Here is an 18,339-nt window from a genome sequence, read left to right on the forward strand (position 1 = left end):
TGGGTTCGTGGAGCCGGATCGAGCCGGCCGGTACGCACCTATTGATTCCGGAAGGCGATAAATATCTAGGCTAGAGTTCCGATTCAGGACTATTATGATTATATAAGCACCTTTCGGAAGTTTATACTATTTAGACGCACTCTCAGCATCGTCGTGCCCGAACTGGTGGAACGGCCGGGTGTACTCGTTCCGGATGAGGTCCTCGTCGACGACCTCCAGTCCGATGTCGTTGAGGTCCCTGCCGATGCGGCTCAGGTCGTTTCCGTCGGTTCCAACCACCTCGACGTGGACGTTGTCGGCCCCGGTCATGACTTCCCGGATGGCGACGACACCGGACACGTCGAGTGCCTGCTGTGCGACCTCCTCGCGCTCGTGGATCGGTGCTGTACAGACGATGAGCGTATGGAGCTGATACCCCGCGGCCTCGTAATCGACATCGACATCGTAGCCGGCGATGACACCGGCGTCTTCGAGCTTCGTGATGCGATTCCGAACGGTTCGTGCGGAGACGTCAAGCGATTCGGCTATTTCACTCGCGGACGTGTGTCTCGCATCCTGCTGGAGCGCGTAGATGATGTTCCGGTCCAGGTCGTCGATAGGGTACTCCGCGTCGGCCATGGCGGCTGTTTTGATGGCTACCAGTACAAAGGTTCAGGATATTGGCCCGGATGCTGTGGTTTTGTCCGGCCGTTTTCAACACTCACCTGTGCCTCAACAGTAGCATACGGACTCGCTACGCGGGTTCGAGGTACAGACGCCGCTGTGTCTCAGGGAAGCATCGACTGTTCGGTGAGTGTCACGGTCACTGACGGGTGATATGCGACCCAGTCCGCGTTCTGGCCTGTGCGGTAGGAGAGGGGTACTTCGTCAAAGTAGCCCTGCAACGTGTACGTGCCAGCGGCTGAAACCCGCCGCCCGTCGATTTCATACTGCCGCTGAATAGATTCAGCAGCTGCCAGTGTTCCGGTGAGTGGGGCATTATCTTTACTCGCCCCGTTTGGCCGTACCTCGACAGTATCTGCCTCCGCATACTCGTCAGCCAGCAGTAGAATGTCAGCGGCCCCTGACTCATCCGCTGGGATCAGTCCTAACACCCCGAGTGGCCAGACGCCGGTGTTCTTGATGATAACGTCCTGTGTCCCAGTGTTCCGAAGCGTTATATCCAGTTGCCCGGGGCTTTCGATCGCTATGTTTCGGTCGACTGCTGTCACGTCGAGCGCGAGCGGGTGCGAATCATCTCCGGTTTCCACGCTGGAGATCGTGTACTCGGCCTCGCCCAGACAGCCGGCGAGCCCGGACAGCGCCGCCGTCGACACGGCCAGATATTGGCGGCGATTCACGCGTCCACCTCCCCGGCGTGTGCGGAGCCGTCAGTCAGTCTCATGAAGATATCCTCGACTGTCGCGTCAGACGAAAGGTCACAGGTGTCTCGGAGCGCCGGCAGGGTCCCTTCGGCAATGAGATCCCCCCCATAGAGAATCCCGACGCGGTCACAGACTAGATCGACTTGCCCGAGAACGTGACTGGAGAAGAACACCGTCGCACCGCGTTCAGACTCCGCTTCCACAACATCTCGTACCAGCGCGACACCGTGGGGGTCAAGCCCGGTGAACGGCTCGTCGAGAATCAGGAGGTCCGGCTCCCCGACAAGACTCATCGCAAGTGCCAACCGCTGTTCCATCCCCTGTGAGAACTCGCCGGCGGGCCTTTCGATGGCGTCGGCCAGTCCGACGCGTTCAAGCAGTGCCCGTGGATCGTCGTCCGCACGCTTCGTATCAATCACCAGTTCGAGATGCCGCCGCGCGGACAGCGACTCGTAGGTCTCGAAACGGTCGGGGCAGATACCAACGCGCTGATGACAGGCGACGACATCGTTCCACGGGTCGTGGCCGAGAACGCGCGCTGTCCCCGACGTTGGTTTGATGTAGTCCATCAGCAGGTTGATCGTGGTCGACTTGCCGGCGCCGTTCGGGCCGAGGAAGCCGTACACCTCGCCCTGTGCAACAGTCATGTTCAGTTCATCAAGCGCAACAACGTCGCCGTACTGTTTCGAAAGGCCATCAGTCTCGATTGCCGGCGACGTCATGCGAGGTCACCTCGGTTGAATCGATAGCTGGCCAGTGCTAGCGGGACGACTCCCCAGAGAAGCAATACGACGAGAGCGATCGATTCGTGGAGATAGGCTGGGACTGGCTGTCCACTGAAGGCCGCGTCAACGACGTACTCGTTGACCGAGTGCCCGGGATACAGTACTGTGGCGACTGACGTGTACTGGCCACCGGAGTTCGCCAGTCCGAGTATCCAGTTCGTTACAGTTCGGTACGCTCGACCCGGCGACAACCGAAGTATAGCGAACAACAGGCCGTCAGCCGGCGGATCAAGCGGATTGACTGGGTTACCGGTCACAGCCGAGTAGAGACGGACACCGACAATTTTCCACCCCAGTGTCAGCAGCAGAAAGAAACCGCCAAAGAGCACGGCGGTTACACGGACTGTGCTGGTCGTCACTGCCGATGCCGCTGTTGCGATCGACACGAGCACAGCGATGTACAGCACCGTCACCAGAAACACGCCGATGAAACGTAACGGGGAGAACAGCCCGAACTTGACACCGCCAATCACGCCGAGAACAACTGTTGCAAGGGCAAATGGTACCACAGCGCCGACGCTCCGACCGAAGACTTTGCCGATGAGGATCTCAGTCCGCGTGAGTGGCAGCCCCAGCAGGAATTTCAGACTGCCCGACGTGCGCTCTTGGATAATCGACCGATACGTCAGTAACAGTACACAGAGCGGGAGGAGGAGCGACCCGGCTACCTGCACGAACCCGACCGTAACGTCCGGGCCAAGGGTATCCCAACTGATGTAAGTGGGACCATACCCCCAGACGACGAGCAGGGGTGCAAGTATCCAGGTGCCTTTGGATTTGAGTAACGTGGTTGCCTCTTTCCGTGCAACGGGGAACCATCGGGGGAGGGCCATATGGTCGGGTTTGAAAGTGTATTATATAAAACACACTGTCAACTGTTGCTATGTTTAAACGAAAACGGGCTATCGCTTCGGTCGGACCTGAGCGGTACTATGTCCTTTTTAAAACCACCCGTGGTCTGCGAGCGACCTTCCCTCGCCTCGAAAGACTGTTCTTAAGTTACGGCCACAAGAACGAACAGCCATGGAAAACCGAACCTACACGGCGGACGCAGCGCCGGGTGACACGGTCACCGTCGCCGGCTGGGTCCACGAGATCCGAGACCTCGGTGGTATTGCCTTCCTCATCCTTCGAGACACCACCGGAAAGATACAGGTCAAGTTCGAGAAAGACGAGATGGACGACGACCTCGTGGAAACGGGGCTGAACGTCCAGCGCGAGTCGGTCATCTCGGTGACCGGCGACGTTGAAGAGGAGCCACGCGCGCCGACCGGCGTCGAAGTCACGCCGGAGTCCGTCGACGTGATTTCGGAAGCCGACCCTGAACTGCCACTCGACCCGTCGGGCAAGGTCGACGCCGAACTCCCGACCCGCCTCGACAACCGCACGCTCGACCTCCGCAAGGACGAAGTGAAGGCCATCTTCGAGATCCGCGCTGAGGTCCTGCGGTCGGTCCGCGAGGCGTTCCGCGACCTCAACTGCACGGAGATCAACACACCGAAGATCGTCGCCACGGGCACCGAGGGCGGTACCGAACTGTTCCCGATTACGTACTTCGGCCAGGAAGCGTTCATGAACCAGAGCCCGCAGCTGTTCAAACAGCTGATGGTCGGCTCCGGCCTCGAACGCGTCTTCGAAATCGGTCCGATCTTTCGCGCCGAGGAGCACAACACGCCCCGGCACCTCAACGAGGCGACCTCCATCGACTTCGAGTCGGCGTTCTACGACCACACCGAGGCGATGGACGCCTGCGAACACGTCGTCCAGTCCGCCTACGAGGGCGTCGCCGAGAACTGTCAGGACGAACTGGAAGCGCTCGGCCTCGAAGACGAGTTCGCGGCCCCCGAAGGTGACTTCCCACGGCTCACCTACGAGGAAGCGCTCGACAAAATCAACGCCACCGGCGAACTCGACGAGCCGCTGGTGTGGGGCGACGACCTCTCGACGGAGGCCGAGCACGTCCTCGGGCAGGAAGTCGGCGAGCACTACTTCATCACCGACTGGCCCAGCGAGATCAAGCCGTTCTACATCAAGGACCACGACGACGACGAGGAGATCTCGACCGGCTTCGACATGATGCACCCGTCGATGGAACTGGTCTCTGGTGGCCAGCGTGAGCACCGCTTCGACCACCTCGTCGAAGGATTCGAACAGCAAGGGCTGGACCCGGAAGCCTTCGAGTACTACACCAAGATGTTCAAGTACGGCATGCCGCCACACGCCGGCTGGGGCCTCGGCGGCGAGCGCCTCATCATGACGATGCTCGGGCTGGAGAACATCCGGGAAGCGGTGCTGTTCCCGCGAGACCGACAGCGCTTGTCTCCCTGAGACAGCGCTGTCTATGTCGAGCGGGAGCTTGTGAGGCGAGCGGAGCGAGTCTCACAGTGTTCCCGCGAGACCGGCAGCGTCTGAGCCGTAGGGCGAAGACCTGAGAGCCAGCGGGACGAGCGTAGTGAGTCCCGCAGGACAGACAGCGACTCTCTCCGTAGAAAGCGAGGGTCTGACCCCGGGGAAGACCCTCGGTAAAGCGAGCGGGGAGGAACGACCCGCGAGCGCACTGTCTCGCAGCGGTTCGAGACCGACAGCGTCTGAGCCCGTAGGAAGCGAGGGTCTGACCCCGGGGAAGAACCTCGCCCTGTCTCGCAGTGATTCAATTTTGCCAAGCGTAGAGTGTCAGAGGTGGACAGCCACAGGGCTGCACACCGGACTGGCACGACGACGGAGGGCCGACTTGCCCCTGACTATGCGTTTGCCGCCGCCTGCTTCAGAATCTGTGGGGCGACCACAACTTCGAGGACAGCGATACCGAGTGCAACATACCGTACTGTTCCCTCAAGGAAGAGGAACGCGACAGCCGCGACAACCGTAGCGCTGAGCAGTGGGAGACCGTAGCGAATGGCTGGGTTATCGAATGGGGAGGGCATACAGACTAGTCACTTGGTCGACATAGCTTATTTTTTCTGCATCTGCTACTGTGCGGGCAGGATGGAGAGCAGCCAGAATACGACCGAGAATACGCAAGCAGGGTGAATACTGCTCACGTCACGGCACGGGACTCAGTCGTCTGCGGGCGCAGCACCGCCGGAGCCGATACTCATTCCGGACCCCGAGACAGTGCCTTCGTTGGCGGCAACCCAGCGCAGGAGCAAGAAGGCGAAGACGTACTTCGCGAGGATGTCCAGCCCGGAGTAGCCCCACGAGGTGGCGCCGACACTCAGGAGGGCAACGCCCTCGGAACCCAGCGCCCACAGGATCGGGTAGCCGAGCCACAGCACCACGGTAAGAATCTTGAGCGTCCCGAATATCTCGCTCGTCCCGGCAGCCTCTGCATCGGCCGGCCACTGGACGAGCAGGACGTACAGGACCGCGATGAAGAACGCGCAACTGATGCCGTAGAACACCCAGCGCAGCAGGTGTGACGAGGTGATCAGCGCGGCGGCGAGACCAGTCACGCACATCCCGATGTCCATCGTGATGGCGGTGAACAGCGACGCGATGTCGGTGTCGGCCAGCAGTCCCAGCGCCAGGAGAATCATCGGTGTCGAGAACGTCCACGTCAGGTAGCGGCCCCACGGTGACAGGACCTCTTGGCCGGCGAGGGCGTGGCCCGGCGGCATCTGCAGAAACCCGACCGTCAGCCCGGAGGCCAACCCCGCGTAGCTGGAAATCGAGACCAGCGGAACCAACATCGTCGCGACCCAGATGAGTTTCGCGCGGGGCGACTCGATGTCTCGACCCATCGCGACGAACAGGAGGATGACGACGCCCGCCAGCGCGATGTTCACCCAGAGTGATGAGTTCAGGAGAAAATTCGACTGTATCTCCTGAAGTACGTCTGATTGTGTCGCCTGAAGCATTGTCGTTGCAGTGGTACTGGCAGCTGTCATGTATGCTAACTACGAAGAGAGCACTTAAAGACGCGTAGCCAAACGGTATCGGTATCCGATGTTGGATTCGGGTTTCGGAAGGGCCGGGCCAGTCCCGGACACGAGGGTGGAATCACCGTGCTAAACAGCCTCAGACACGCCTGCCGGCTCGCTAGCGAGCGGGCGACTCACTCCGGGAACAGCTCTTCTTCACGCTCGATGGCCTCGATGCGCGCAATTTCGGCGTCGGTCAGCTCTAGGTCGGCAGCAGCGAGGTTGGCTTCGAGATGGGATCGGGAGGAGGCTTTTGGAATCGTGACGACGTTTTCGTAGCTGGTCACCCAGGCGATGCTGACAGCGGCCGGCGACGTGTTGTGCTGGTCAGCGATGTCGACGATGGTCGGGTTCTCGAAGACGCGACCGCCGGCCAGCGGTGCGTACGCGACCAGCGGGTAGCCGTGTTTCTGGGCGTCAGCGAGCAGTGGTTCACGCCAGAACAGCGGGTGGAACTCGACCTGATGTGCAGCAATCCCATCGAGGTGGTCGCGCGCGACAGCCAACTGGTCCGGGTCGAAGTTCGAGAGCCCGACGTGCTCAGTCAGCCCTGCCTCGCGCAGGGCCTCGACGGCGGGTAGCGTCGTTTCTGGGTCGTAGTCGCCACGTGGGCGGTGGATGTACAGCAGATCGATGGCGTCGAGGCCGAGTCGGTCGAGGCTCGCCTCTGTCGCCGGACGGACGGCAGTCGCCCCGAGTGCGTCGATCCAGAGCTTCGTCGCGACGGTTAGGTCGACCCGGTCGGTTTCGGCGGTGGCGATACCCGCACCGACAGTGCTCTCGTTCTCGTAGATCTGGGCGGTGTCGAGATGGCGGTAACCATAGTCGATCGCTGTCCGAACGACAGCCTCGTCTTCGATACCCATCGTGCCGAGACCGACTGGCGGGAGGTCCATGCTCCAGCGTTCGGACCACCGTTAAAAAGCAGTAGTGGCTCCGCCGGCCCGCATCCCCCCAGATGCGGCCCGTCGATCGGTTAGAAATCGGTCTGCTGCGTGACAGCCGCCGCGTGGTCAGCCCACTTTTCAACGGTGGGGGACCCCCAGTACTTCACTGCGCCGCTTCGCTCGTCGTAGTCGATGAGTCCGATCCGATGGAGCACCGGCAGGTGCTCCTCTTCGAGTTGTGTTTGGATAGTCGAGGGTGACGTATCTGCTGCATCGACCGCGCTCGTGCCTCCCAGCTCCGAGATTGCCGATGCGAGCGCCCCAACGTCAGCGGCCGTCTGGTCAGCGCTCGTAAAGTAGTGACAGACGGCACGGCGCCGCCAGTCAGCCAAAACCTCGAACACGTTATCTACATCTGCCGTAGACAGTGTCCTGTCTGACGGCCTCATCCCACACCACTGGTCACTTCGTGGCCCAGCATTCCTTTGGTTACTCATTTGTGCGCAATAAATTAACTGCCGCAGTAATCATCAATCACACGCCTAGATTACTAGGTAGTGTCCGAGACACAGGTGTGAATTACCCAACAATACAACTATGCTACACGACTAGATATCAAAAATGGCATCAATGAGATTCCGTTCTGCTCGCCGGAGATGCTGGAGGAGTGTCGACGAGGCGATGTCAAGCGTGGCCGCGAGTTGCTCGGCGTTCGTATCTCGTGGCCACGCGTAGTACCCGGCTAGAAACGCCGTGCGAAGGACTTCTTGCTGGCGATCAGTCAGGTGATCACGCGGGTCCGATTCGTCTTCGAGTACGTCGTTTGCCTGTTCACGCTCCTGTTTCGCCGTCAGCGTAAAGTCAGACGTACAGACAGCGAGTGCCTCCTGTATCGTTCGGGAATCAGCGTCGAGTGGTGCTTCAACCGTTATCGAAAGCTTCCCTTCCTCTGCGACCAGCGTTTGGCGGCGAGCGCCGACATCCAGCAGGAGGGACTGGATGGTTTCCGTCACCTGCAGTTCAAGGACACCACCGTCGTCATCTGTACAAACGACCCGCGAGTCGAGAACGTCCTCGTGAGAGCGAAGTTGTTCCGAGACTGCATCGATTGTTCCCCCATCGACAGCGAGATACAGCAGATGGGCCGGGCCGATATCGACTGATCCGACGGCCTCGATTCGGCAACCGCATGCGTTCGCTGCCGAGACGAGGGGCGTATCAGCGTTTTGCGATTCGAAGGTCAGTTCGAGGATCTTGTCGTGGGAAAGCAGCCGCCGGTTCTGGACAGCGGTGAACGCGAAGCCGAGCATCTCGCCAAGGACGGCGAAACTCTCCTCGACACGTGTGGTGAACGCATCTGGCTGGTCGGTACACACACACAGGACTCCGTGGACTATGTCGCTGTGAACGATTGGAATCGCCGCAATAGAGCGGGTTCCGCGGTCATTCCCAGTGCCTTCCCCTGACGTGACTTCGGACCCGCGTTTAATTGTCGTTGTCTGAATTGTTCCCGTCCGAAGCGCCGTTTCACCCGGACTGGAGTCGGTCTGGTTGTCACTGGTAATGCTATCAAAACACCCTTCATCGCCGCCGGCGACCGCCGTTGGAGTGAGGTTGTCGTTGACCCCGGATCGCTCACCGATCCAGGCCAGATCCCACAGCTCAGACTCGACGATCCGGTCGCATACTGTTACGGCGAGTTCGTCCTGCGTTGTCGTCGTTCCCAGCGCACGGATGAGATCCTGAACGAGAACATTAACCCGGTCAAGCGTTACCAGCTCGTCACGCTGTCGTTCGATTTCGTTCTGGCGTTTCCGTTCTTCAGTGATGTCCTGATGGATTCCGACTGCCCTGATCGCTTCGCCGTCGTCGTTCCACTCGAACACCTTGCCGAGATCGCGAATCCACCGCCAGTCCCCGTCTTTCGTCCGCATTCGGAACTCGCACTGATACAGGTCGGTCTCTCCGGCTTTCAGTTCCTCGAGCGCCTGTTCCGCTCGGTCAAGGTCATCTGGATGGACGAGGTCAGCCCACGTCTCGTAGTGTGGCTCCAGTTCGGCCGTAGTGTAACCGAGCATTCCAGTCCAGCGCTCGTCGAAGGTGACATCGTTGGTTTTGGGGTTCCAGTCCCAGACGCCGAGTTCCGCGCCCTCAAGTGCAAAGTTAAATCGCTCCATCATCTCCTGGTACTCTCGCTCACGACGATTTCGCTCCGTAACATCCCGTGCGACGCCGATGACCCCGTTGTAGTTGCCCGCGTCGTCGCGAGTCAGTGTGTGGTTGAATGAGAACTCCCGTTCGGTACCGTCTTTCCGGCGAAACGTCAGGTCGACGGTCGTGCTCCCCTGTTCAGGTGCTTCGAGTAGCTCTTCGACAGCCGCCTGTCCCTTCGGAAGTTCACCGGGTGCAAGGACTGCTGAGATGTGTTTGCCGCACAGTTCGTCTGCCTCGTACCCGAGGGTCGCCGCGAACGAATCGTTACAGAAACCGATGACGCCGCGTTCGTCAAGCGTGTAGAGCCCGTCCTGTGCTCGCTCGACGAGGAGATCAAGCAGCGCCATGCGAGCGTCACGCCGAGCAGTTTCGGTGATGTCTCGCAGCAGGACGAGCATGAGCCCACCAGCTGCCTCCGGTAGCTCGTACCCACGTCGAAGAAGACACTGATCGCGGTCGTTTCCCGGAACCCGGACAGCAACCGATTCGGTCGGAGAGTCCCGGAGTCGCTGTCGCTGCCGACGGCCGCTGGGCGTATCAGGAAGTGCCCCAGCCATGGCGTCGTAAAAATCCTCAACCTCGACAGTGTCGTCGAGACCGGAGACGAACGCCGACACCGCTTCGCTCGACCACTGTACAGCCCCGTCATCCGACAGTAAGATGGCGATTTCGTTCGCTTCTGCACGCGATTCGATTCCGGACACTGCATCTCGGAGGGCGGACTCGGTCCGATCGACTGACGCTGATGCGACGCCGACGACCTTCTCCGCCAGCAGCCGCAGCTGTCCGTCCCCCTGTTTTGTGACGATTGTCTCTGCGTCGTCGAAGACAGTCGCAACGCTGTTTGGCGCAGTGGCGTCGGTGTAGAGGACGACCGGGTAGCGGTCGTTCGACACCAGTGCAGCCGGGATATCGCCCAGCCCGGTCGGGTCGAGGACGAGACAGGAGACATCCGTCGACGCGGCGGCCTCCAAGGCGGCATCTGTTGTTGCCACGCTCGTCACCGTTATCTCAGCGTCGTGGTCCGCCAGCCCCTCGTGTATTTGCTCTCGTGCCGTCGAGTCGGAATCGAGATACACGACTTCGATTTCTCGGCTGGCAGCGTCGGTCTGTCTCGCTCCCGCAAACGCGATGTTGTCGAGGTCGTTTCCAATCATCACCCTGGTATGCTGTTCAATCACTTTGCTGAGACGTAATAACTGTTCGGCGGCGACAGTTATGTCCGGACGGTCAGATCACACGTTCGGGAGTCACAGTGGCCAGACAGTCGGGAGTCCCACGGCTCCTGTCGTGGCCTATCGGACACAAAACGCTCGGGCCGATTGTGTACTGTGCTCGGCCACAGAACCTCGCTAGCTGGCATCTCGGCCATCGAACCCAGCGGAACACCCGACATCAGTCGACAACGAGCAGCCGCTCCCGGAGGGTTTCGGCGACATCAGTGAGGTGGGCCTGTCCGAACGCCGCGACCAGCAGCGCCCCGAGCGAATTGAACATCGTGTCCCGAACTGTGTCGTCGAGACCGTGTTGCGCCAGCGGCATTGTGACACCCGTTTCGGTGGCGACGATATCGAGTGCGAACTCGAACAGTTCCCAGATCACCCCGAAGGAGAGCACGACGACGAAGATGTACACGAAGAAGACGCGATTGGGAATGTGAATCGAATCGCTGTGGAGGTCGATAGTCCGGGCCGTCGTGTACCCGAACGCGGCGATGAGCGAGGCTGACATCGCGTGGGTGAGGTGGTCCCACCAGCCGATCTGTCCGTAGAGCCCGGCCGACCCGAGCGTGTGCAGAAACACCGCGGTCGTGATCCAGAGAGCGAGCCACGGGTCTAGCGCCAGATTGTAGTTTCGCCGCGTCACTGCGGGGAGGAACGTCACCAGCAAGCCGACACTGCCGTTCGTAATCGGCTTCGGCCGGCCGGTGACGATGCCGTAGCCGACCAGCCCGAGCAAGACGAGTTGCATCGCGCGGGTGATCCGCCGCTGGTTCCGCATCGACGGCCGGGGCAGCCTCATCGTCGCACCATCCGTCTGATGACGCGCCAGAGGCGGCGGTCCCGTCGTCTGAAGTAGCCATCGAACAACACACCCGCGACGAGTCCAGCGAGGGTGACGTACAGCCACTCGGTCATCAGCGCCTCGTTGGTCGTGAGATACGACGTTCCGAGAAACCGGTCGGCGTTCCACCGGAACACTGTCCAGGCCGCCACGGCGGCGAGCGTCGTCAGGACGACGAGACAGACGGCAAACCAGTGTGTGACTTCCAGTTCAGTGAACATATGCAGTTCCACGATAACGAGCAGCGACAGTGCTGCCAATGAGAGATACGTGGCAAAGGTCCCGACCGTCCCGCCGACGAGGCCGCGGACCAAGATCGGAAGACAGGCGAGGAAGAGCAGTTCCCAAGGCAACATGACGCGCCACTCGCGGTAGGCGACTGGGGGGACAAGCACGACAGCGCCCACGACACCGACGAGCAGTATCCACTGATAGTCGATATCGAGGACACTTTCGACGAACACAGCCGTGAGAATCGCGACGAACAGCCACGCGATGAGTGCGTTTGTTCGCCCATCGCGGAAGAGCTTCTCGAACGTGTCGTCGAGGTCGATGTTCCCGAGGCTGCTCTCAGGACGCTCGGACCCATCCGTCATTGCGTCCAACTGGGATACGACAGCGAATAAACCCAGCGACGTGTTTATACCACCAACAGGCCCTTATACAGGTATATGATGCTGCCGACGCACGCGATAGCGGGGCTCGCCATTGCGACACCGCTGCTCGTCCTTGCGCCGGACCACGCCGCGGTCGCGCTCGCTGGCGGCCTCGTCGGTGGCGTTCTGCCCGACCTCGACCTGTACTCGGGCCACCGGCGTACGCTGCATTACCCCAGCGGGTACACGCTCGCGGTTGTCCCGAGTGCCGGTTTCGCCGCAATCCTCCAGACACCGCTGCTCGTTGCGCTCACCTTCGTTCTGATGGGCGCTGCCCTTCACTGCCGGATGGACCGGTACGGCGGCGGTCTCGAACTCCGTCCGTGGGAGGCCACGTCCGAGCGCGCCGTGTACGACCACGTCCGCGGCCGATGGCGGTCACCGAAGCGATGGATACTGTACGACGGTTCGCCCGCGGACGTGGGGCTGATGGTACTCGTCGGTGCGCCGCTGTTCCTCGTTCTGGACGGGCCGTTCCGGTGGGTCGTCGCCGCGGCCCTCCTCACTGGCGCGACCTACGGGCTCCTGCGTCGTCGGCTGGCAGCCCTTGCCCCGGTCGTGTTCGGCAACGTTCCCGAATCGATTGCGGCCCACGTCCCGGACCGCTACCGGAAGTAACGCTCGACTGCCGCGCCGCTGTCTTCACGAATGTCCCACCAGAGCGTCCTCAGCAACACCACGCAGCGTCAGCCACGTGTTGATGCCGGCCCGTAGTGCGACGAGGTCGGCCGCCTCGACAGCGAGTTCGACTTGCCGTCCATTCCGGCTGAGCCGCGCCGTCGTCCGGTCACCCTCGATATCGTCGATTTCGGGACGGATGCTTCGCTCGATGGCGCAAGCCCGGTCGGCGCTATCGTATTCGGCGGTGAGGTAGGTCTGATGTGGTGCAGTCATACTGTTCGGGGTATCGCATCGGTCGCCGGACTGCCCCAGAAAAGCCGTGTGCAACGTGGCGCAGTCGGCCGTCGACTGTCGGCCGCGTCCCGACTGCCTCAGTTGACGTTGATCTCTTTGACGTCGGGCGACCGCTCCTTCAGCAGGACGCGGTGTCCGCAGTACGGGCAGCGAACGCCGCCGTACTCGTCCAGCGTCACGTCGCGCTTACAGCGTGAACACTTGTAGCTCATAGCTGAGAGATAGGGATGGAGGTCCTTTACTCCTCGTCTTCGGACAGTGCGGCCCGAATGGAGCGTCGAACAGTCTTGCCGCCAGGCGTCTCCGGCTTGTAGCTGCCGCCGGTGAACTTGTAGTCACAGTAGCTGCACTGCCAGATGCCCGTCCCCTGACGGTCGACGCGGTCTTCGCCGCAGTTCGGACAGGCGTGGTCCTCGTTCATCTCCGATTCGATCTCCGCAACACGGCGTCGGGACACGCGACCGTAGCGAGCGCCGAAACGGCCCGAACTGCCGGTCTTTCCGCTCTTGCTAGCCATAGTGATCTGTTGTCCGCCGAGCGGCCACATAAGGCCTTCGAGATTCGGTTCCCGGCGAGCCCGCGGCGACATAACTCAAGGGGGAGGCGGGCAAACCGTCGCTCGATGGCAGCGTTCGACGGAGTGCGCAATCGCCTCCAGCGGGTCGCGCCGGCCACGAGCGGGCGGCTTACCGCCTCGGAGTTCTTGCTTTCGGGCGCGGCGGCGGGTCTATTCGGCTGGGGCGGCACGCAGGCGATTGCGTGGTCGGACCGCGCTGTCGGCGCGCTGCTCGCCACGGCGCTGTGGGTCGTCCTGATCGGCGGCTTCATCGGCCTGACAGTCCTGCACGCGCCGGACTCCGTCCGCTTCTCCGACGCGATGCTCGCTTGGGGGACGGTCAACACCACTGCGATGGCGTTGACCGTCGGCGGCCTCCTCGGTGCCGTGCCCGAGTCGCTGGCGTTCTGGCACGCGTGGATCGGTGCGACGGCTATCGGCTACTGCTGGACCGGCGGTGTCCTCGAAGGGGGCGGGCAGCCCGTGCGCGGACGTGGCTACCTGGGTGCGGGCGTCGTCGGACTCGGTCTGCTGGCCGTCGGGGCGGTAGCGTTTCCGCTTGTCTCCCCAGTCGGCTATCTGGCACTCGCCACGCTCCATGCGCTCCCAATGCTCCTCGATGTACGAACGGCGTTACCGGCTGTTCACCGGACTGGTGTCGTCGGAGTTGCGGTGGCCGCGGTACTCGTTGCCGGCGTTATAATTGCCTGACGCCGGGACCGACCGACTCTTAATTCACTGGCAACAGGTTCCTGTGTGGACATTTCACATCAAGACGTGTTCTGGGGGCTTGCAGCGGTGTTTCTGTTGCTCAGTGGCGGCTGGTTCCTCTTTGCTAATCGGTTGCTGCTCGCCGCTTCGATGGTGTTGAACGGTTTCATCGCGGTCGTCGCTTGGTGGTATACGCGGAGCCAGCCAGTACAAGTCTGAGCCGCCGGGACCGAGACATAGCGGCCGAGCCACTGGCCGACTACTCCTGCAGTTCGGCTTCCTTGAGTGCCTCGTTCAGGTCGGCCCGGACGTGTTCGCCGAGTTCGCGGTCGCCGGCCGTCGTGACGACGCGGTTCTCCTGCACGCTGGAGCCGTCGCGGATGAGCACCCGGACGTTGCCGTTGGCGTCGGCGCGGGTCGCCTTCGCTCGGACGCCCGTCGGCGAGCTCGCACCGCCAGCGTCGATGGGACCGGGAATAACCTTCTTGACGTGGGGGTGGCCGGCAACGGTCTGGATGACCCGCTGGCCCGACCGGCCGCCGATGAGCGTCGAGTGGCTCCCGCCCAGTTTCTCCGCCGGCGCGGCGTCGACCACTTCGAGCGCGGGCTCGCCCTGGCGGTCGATGACCCGCTGGACCGGGTCCTCGCCCTCAACGCGGAAGAACTCGTAGTGCAGTTGCGGGCGGACGGCGGCGATAACGTCGCGGTCGCCCGTGACGTACACCTCCTCCGGCCGTTTTCGTCGTACCTCGTCCGCGACGAGGCCGGCGAAGTTCCGCAGTTCGACGACGACCGTTTCGTCGCTCCCCTCGCCCTCCGGCGTCGTCGTCACCGTCCGCTGGCCGACGACCGACCCGTCCAGCAGCGAGGTCACTGTCGCCCGCTCGCGGTCGAGTTCGAGGACGACGGCGTCCGTATTGGCAGTGTGACAGACCAGACAGTAATCGCCCGGCCGGTCAAGCGGCGTGGCACACTGCCGACAGTCCATAGCTGTGGCTACGGGTCCGCGCTGATAAGCAAGACGGTTCACGCCTCACGCAGCGACACGCTCAGGCGTCGTCTTCGATGGTCGCACCGGGCGGATAGATGGCGCAGGCTGTGGCGTCGTAGCCGGCGTCGGAGAGCCCGGTCCCGAGCGAGAACACCGTCTCGCCGAGCATCGCCATCGCGGCGTCACCGCCGGCTTCGGCCACATCATCGATGACCGCCTTGACCTCCGGCGTCAGCAGGTCCGCTTCACGAGAGAACTGCCGGGCGGCCTGCATAAACGTCGAGAGCTTCGGCTCTTTGACGACGGTAGAGAGTGCACGTTCGCCGGCGGCCGTCAGTGTCTCCGTATCGCCGCCGACAACGTCCGCCGTCGACAGCTCGCCGAGCGTGAGGTATTCGACGCGGCTGCGCGCCGGGATGGCGTCGAGGTAATTAAACTGTGGCCCGCCGGGTTCGAGGCGGAGCGGCACGCCGCCGCGAGCCTGCGCGACGACGTCGCCGAGGCCCGAGCCAGCCTGAACTTCCGCGCCGTGGGCGATGGTCACCAGTTCGTTGTACGAGAGCCCGTGGCCGAAGACGGCGTTAGCCGCCAGCGCAGTGCCAAGCGCCAGTCCGCCGGAGACGCCGAAGCCGGACCCGAGCGGGAGCGGCGTTTCGGCAGTGACAGTCGCCGTTGTTCGCAGGGCCTCCAGCACTCGCTCGACGGCCTCGACCTGAATCGACTCGCCGTTCAGCGTTATCTCGGTTTCAGCCCCGCGGCTGACAGTAACGGAGACGCCGTCAGACAGGGCCAGTCCGCCCCCGCGAGAGCCGGTCTCGATCGGGTCATCGCCCCGGTCAACGGTAAAAAAGCCCGTAATGTGGCCGGGAACGAACGCGTGTGCTTCGTCGCTCATTGCCTCTCCGTGGGACCCGGTGGCGTTAAGGATTGGTGATCGGCCGCTCCGGCCACACAGGCTGTCGGACGTTCTCTCCGTACAGAGTTTCAGACGACCGACAGGCGGTTCTCCGACCCGTAGTTTGATGTGTGTTTACGGCGGATGACTGTGCAAACATGCCGACGATAAGCGCGCGACTCCCGAGCGAAGAGAAAGATGAACTGGACGACGTCGCCGAGTTGCTCTCCGAGGACCGATCGACCACGATTCGGAAGGCGCTCCGGGAGGGACTGGAGACGCTCCGACTCCGCGTCGCCGTCGAGCAGTACCAGTCCGGTGACGTGTCGGCGGCCGAAGCCGCACAGCTTGCGGACCTCTCTATCGCGGAGTGGCTCGACGTGGCCCGCGAGCGAAATCTGACGACACAGCTTGAGCTGTCCGATCTGGAGCTCGATGCCGACACGGCCGCGGAGCTATGACTCGCATCTACGTCGGGCCGACAGCGCTGTACTCGCTGGGGCAGGTTGGGGAGCTGTCGCTGCTGGACGCGTTCGACGGCGACATCGTCATTCCAGAGCCCGTCATCGACGAGGTGCAAGTTGAGCCGACCGCGACGAACCTGACCGAGTACCGCGAGAACGGGATCGACACCGGCGTCGACGAGGACCACATCGACCAGGCCAGGTCCCTGCTGGGCGACGCCGACCTCGGACCCGCCGTGACGGTGCTCGCTGGCGTGTTAGCCTACCGTGACAGCGACGACCGCTCTGCCGTAGCTGTCGTCTCCGAGGACCGCACTGTCCGCCGGATGGCGCAGGGTCTCGGCGCAGAGGTGACGAGCAGTTTCGGCGTCGTGGTCCGGGCCGCTATCGAGGACAAGTACCTCAAACCGACCCAGGCGAAGCGGATCGTCAGGCGCATCGATCAACACGGGATGCATCTGACCGGGGAACTGCGGGAGCGGGCAGTCGGTGAGGTCGCATAGGATCGACTGAGGCCGGGACGGAGCCAGCCCATCTGTGCCGGGACAAGGAACTAATAAATATCGTCCGTACTTCCTGTCGTGTCACAACAATCTGCGCCGCAGTTTCTCGTGGCTTCAGCTATCGTCTGCGTGCTGGGCTGTCTCGTCGGTGCACTGCTCCCGATTGTCGTCGGGTCGACCGCCGCGTTTACCGGGAGCGTGACTTCGAGCGGGCTTCTCGGACTCGTTTTTACGGTGCGAAACCTCCAACTGCTCCGTGCGACCGGCGAGCCGAGTTTACCACCGGCCGTCCTGACGACGATCTTCGGTGGCTGGTTCATGCTCGCCCCGCTGTTGTACACAGACGTCGGGTTTCTCGCCACCGCCGGGACACAGCTCGCCGGAACAGTCATCTCGACGTTCGGACTGTACGTCACGGTCGCCGGGCTGACCGACGGGCCAGCGTAGATAGCCGCGACAGCTATTCGCCGACCGCGGCGGCCAGTTCCGCGGTAACGGCGTCGACGGCGCTCTCGATATCTGGATGTCGCCCCGTTCCGACGTCTTTGCACCCCTGTTTTCTATCGACCCGGACCGCGCTGTCGTCGAAAAGTTCGGGGCGAACGACGAGTTTGGCCGCAGCACAGACGCCATCGTCGTCCGGAATCCGATATTCGACGATGCCGCCGTTGGCGTCACTTCGCTGCCACGGTGTCGGTGGGTCCGGCAGTGCAGCGACCAACTCCTCCGGGTCAGCGGCTGTCTCCGGTGACGGGTGGGACATACCGTAGTAAAGGCTGTGAGACGCAAACGTGTTACGCCGACTCGGGTACTGTGTCCCGACACCGGTATAATGCCATGGTATCAGAAATTGGCCCAGGTCCGTGTCATTCCGCTATCGGTGCGTGTACTGACTCTGCCTGCCAATTCCGACGACATACGCCGGTTTCAGACGTTTCGGACCCTGAGCGAGCCGGGATGCCGCCACCATCGTTCGGAGCTAGATGCATGGGTTTAACACTCCGGCTCCCAACTCTGGAGGTATGCAGGGTAATCTTCCGCCTGAAGCACAGGAGAAGCTCGAGGAACTGCAGGATCTTCAAGAGACAGCACAACAGGTCGCCGCACAGAAACAGCAGGCCGAGACAGAGCTCCAGGAGTCCCAGACGGCGCTGGACGAGCTCGACGACATCGACGAGGACTCGACCATGTACCGCGAGGTCGGCGAACTCCTCGTGAAGACCGAGTTCGACGAGGCGCAGGACGACCTCGAAGAGAAGGTCAACAGCCTCGAAGTCCGCGTGGAAACGCTCGAAAAGCAGGAAGAGCGCGTGCAGGAGCAGTTCGAAGAGCTCCAGAGCGAGCTCCAGCAGATGCTCGGCGGCGCAGGCGGCGCGGGTCCGGCCGGCGGCCCCGGCGCTGGCGGCGCATAAGG

25 protein-coding genes are annotated in these 18,339 nt (G+C 62.3%); 8 read left to right on the forward strand and 17 right to left on the reverse strand.

Annotation, left to right across the window (positions count from 1 at the left end; genetic code table 11):
• Positions 1-126: 126 nt before the first annotated feature.
• From ACYJ11_RS01835 to ACYJ11_RS01850, 4 genes are all read right to left on the reverse strand, one after another.
• Positions 127-618, reverse strand: a complete 492-nt coding sequence (locus ACYJ11_RS01835; protein WP_005537991.1) for an Lrp/AsnC family transcriptional regulator — start codon at positions 616-618, stop codon at positions 127-129.
• Positions 619-767: 149 nt separating this feature from the next.
• The gene (locus ACYJ11_RS01840) at positions 768-1,340 is read right to left on the reverse strand and encodes a hypothetical protein (protein WP_461646514.1); all 573 of its coding nucleotides are present in this window, start codon (positions 1,338-1,340) and stop codon (positions 768-770) included.
• Positions 1,337-2,086, reverse strand: coding sequence for an ABC transporter ATP-binding protein (locus ACYJ11_RS01845; RefSeq protein ID WP_461646515.1), 750 nt, complete (start codon positions 2,084-2,086; stop codon positions 1,337-1,339). The genes ACYJ11_RS01840 and ACYJ11_RS01845 overlap by 4 nt, the downstream gene beginning before the upstream one ends.
• Entirely contained in the window at positions 2,083-2,982 is a 900-nt protein-coding gene (locus ACYJ11_RS01850) for an ABC transporter permease (protein WP_461646516.1), read from the reverse strand. Before ACYJ11_RS01850 ends, ACYJ11_RS01845 begins: the two co-directional genes overlap by 4 nt.
• Positions 2,983-3,172: 190 nt before the next feature.
• Here ACYJ11_RS01850 and aspS point away from each other — a divergent pair, with 190 nt between their 5' ends.
• Positions 3,173-4,477: an aspartate--tRNA(Asn) ligase gene (gene aspS / locus ACYJ11_RS01855; protein ID WP_461646517.1), complete on the forward strand. Its 1,305-nt coding sequence runs from the start codon at positions 3,173-3,175 to the stop codon at positions 4,475-4,477.
• 413 nt (positions 4,478-4,890) lie between these two features.
• On the opposite strand, the gene ACYJ11_RS01860 is transcribed toward aspS, so the two are convergent.
• From ACYJ11_RS01860 to ACYJ11_RS01890, 7 genes are all read right to left on the reverse strand, one after another.
• Entirely contained in the window at positions 4,891-5,073 is a 183-nt protein-coding gene (locus ACYJ11_RS01860) for a hypothetical protein (protein ID WP_188853135.1), read from the reverse strand.
• A gap of 132 nt (positions 5,074-5,205) precedes the next feature.
• The gene (gene hop, locus ACYJ11_RS01865) at positions 5,206-6,036 is read right to left on the reverse strand and encodes a halorhodopsin (protein WP_461646518.1); all 831 of its coding nucleotides are present in this window, start codon (positions 6,034-6,036) and stop codon (positions 5,206-5,208) included.
• A gap of 167 nt (positions 6,037-6,203) precedes the next feature.
• Positions 6,204-6,965 (reverse strand): aldo/keto reductase, encoded by a 762-nt coding sequence (locus ACYJ11_RS01870; RefSeq protein WP_461646519.1) that lies wholly within the window; start codon positions 6,963-6,965, stop codon positions 6,204-6,206.
• 80 nt (positions 6,966-7,045) lie between these two features.
• Positions 7,046-7,405: a DUF7344 domain-containing protein gene (locus tag ACYJ11_RS01875; RefSeq protein ID WP_170097342.1), complete on the reverse strand. Its 360-nt coding sequence runs from the start codon at positions 7,403-7,405 to the stop codon at positions 7,046-7,048.
• Between the two features lie 159 nt (positions 7,406-7,564).
• Positions 7,565-10,327, reverse strand: a complete 2,763-nt coding sequence (locus ACYJ11_RS01880) for a PAS domain S-box protein (protein ID WP_461646520.1) — start codon at positions 10,325-10,327, stop codon at positions 7,565-7,567.
• A gap of 238 nt (positions 10,328-10,565) precedes the next feature.
• A complete protein-coding gene (locus tag ACYJ11_RS01885; RefSeq protein WP_170097436.1) occupies positions 10,566-11,171 on the reverse strand; it encodes a hypothetical protein in 606 nt (201 codons plus the stop codon).
• A gap of 17 nt (positions 11,172-11,188) precedes the next feature.
• Complete coding sequence (locus ACYJ11_RS01890) at positions 11,189-11,830, reverse strand: hypothetical protein (RefSeq protein WP_170097340.1); 642 nt, start codon at positions 11,828-11,830, stop codon at positions 11,189-11,191.
• A gap of 75 nt (positions 11,831-11,905) precedes the next feature.
• On the opposite strand from ACYJ11_RS01890, the gene ACYJ11_RS01895 reads away from it, so the two are divergent.
• A complete protein-coding gene (locus tag ACYJ11_RS01895) occupies positions 11,906-12,508 on the forward strand; it encodes a metal-dependent hydrolase (RefSeq protein ID WP_461646521.1) in 603 nt (200 codons plus the stop codon).
• 24 nt (positions 12,509-12,532) lie between these two features.
• Here ACYJ11_RS01895 and ACYJ11_RS01900 read toward each other — a convergent pair whose 3' ends face one another.
• The 3 genes from ACYJ11_RS01900 to ACYJ11_RS01910 form a co-directional block, all read right to left on the reverse strand.
• Positions 12,533-12,784 carry a KEOPS complex subunit Pcc1 gene (locus ACYJ11_RS01900; RefSeq protein ID WP_461646522.1) on the reverse strand — a complete coding sequence of 84 codons (252 nt, stop codon included), beginning with the start codon at positions 12,782-12,784 and terminating at the stop codon, positions 12,533-12,535.
• A 98-nt stretch (positions 12,785-12,882) separates the two neighbouring features.
• The gene (locus ACYJ11_RS01905; RefSeq protein WP_004517024.1) at positions 12,883-13,017 is read right to left on the reverse strand and encodes a DNA-directed RNA polymerase subunit P; all 135 of its coding nucleotides are present in this window, start codon (positions 13,015-13,017) and stop codon (positions 12,883-12,885) included.
• 26 nt (positions 13,018-13,043) lie between these two features.
• Complete coding sequence (locus tag ACYJ11_RS01910; RefSeq protein WP_461647359.1) at positions 13,044-13,352, reverse strand: 50S ribosomal protein L37ae; 309 nt, start codon at positions 13,350-13,352, stop codon at positions 13,044-13,046.
• Between the two features lie 75 nt (positions 13,353-13,427).
• Between ACYJ11_RS01910 and ACYJ11_RS01915 the strand changes: the two genes are divergently transcribed.
• Positions 13,428-14,072, forward strand: a complete 645-nt coding sequence (locus ACYJ11_RS01915; protein WP_461646523.1) for a hypothetical protein — start codon at positions 13,428-13,430, stop codon at positions 14,070-14,072.
• A 45-nt stretch (positions 14,073-14,117) separates the two neighbouring features.
• On the forward strand, positions 14,118-14,291 hold the full coding sequence (locus tag ACYJ11_RS01920; RefSeq protein ID WP_461646524.1) for a hypothetical protein: 174 nt from the start codon (positions 14,118-14,120) through the stop codon (positions 14,289-14,291).
• Between the two features lie 40 nt (positions 14,292-14,331).
• Here the strand turns inward: ACYJ11_RS01920 and ACYJ11_RS01925 are convergent, their stop codons facing one another.
• Both ACYJ11_RS01925 and ACYJ11_RS01930 read right to left on the reverse strand, forming a co-directional pair.
• On the reverse strand, positions 14,332-15,060 hold the full coding sequence (locus tag ACYJ11_RS01925; RefSeq protein WP_188974440.1) for a DUF2103 domain-containing protein: 729 nt from the start codon (positions 15,058-15,060) through the stop codon (positions 14,332-14,334).
• Between the two features lie 61 nt (positions 15,061-15,121).
• Positions 15,122-15,958: a pantoate kinase gene (locus ACYJ11_RS01930; protein WP_461646525.1), complete on the reverse strand. Its 837-nt coding sequence runs from the start codon at positions 15,956-15,958 to the stop codon at positions 15,122-15,124.
• A gap of 158 nt (positions 15,959-16,116) precedes the next feature.
• On the opposite strand from ACYJ11_RS01930, the gene ACYJ11_RS01935 reads away from it, so the two are divergent.
• From ACYJ11_RS01935 to ACYJ11_RS01945, 3 genes are all read left to right on the forward strand, one after another.
• Positions 16,117-16,419, forward strand: coding sequence for a UPF0175 family protein (locus ACYJ11_RS01935; protein ID WP_004517029.1), 303 nt, complete (start codon positions 16,117-16,119; stop codon positions 16,417-16,419).
• Entirely contained in the window at positions 16,416-16,925 is a 510-nt protein-coding gene (locus ACYJ11_RS01940) for a hypothetical protein (protein ID WP_461646526.1), read from the forward strand. The genes ACYJ11_RS01935 and ACYJ11_RS01940 overlap by 4 nt, the downstream gene beginning before the upstream one ends.
• Before the next feature lie 129 nt (positions 16,926-17,054).
• Complete coding sequence (locus tag ACYJ11_RS01945; protein ID WP_170097435.1) at positions 17,055-17,372, forward strand: hypothetical protein; 318 nt, start codon at positions 17,055-17,057, stop codon at positions 17,370-17,372.
• A gap of 13 nt (positions 17,373-17,385) precedes the next feature.
• On the opposite strand, the gene ACYJ11_RS01950 is transcribed toward ACYJ11_RS01945, so the two are convergent.
• Positions 17,386-17,688, reverse strand: a complete 303-nt coding sequence (locus ACYJ11_RS01950; protein WP_461646527.1) for a hypothetical protein — start codon at positions 17,686-17,688, stop codon at positions 17,386-17,388.
• A 259-nt stretch (positions 17,689-17,947) separates the two neighbouring features.
• Here ACYJ11_RS01950 and ACYJ11_RS01955 point away from each other — a divergent pair, with 259 nt between their 5' ends.
• Complete coding sequence (locus ACYJ11_RS01955) at positions 17,948-18,337, forward strand: prefoldin subunit beta (RefSeq protein WP_170097331.1); 390 nt, start codon at positions 17,948-17,950, stop codon at positions 18,335-18,337.
• Positions 18,338-18,339 lie beyond the last annotated feature (2 nt).

The organism is Haloarcula sp. H-GB5 (assembly GCF_054850705.1).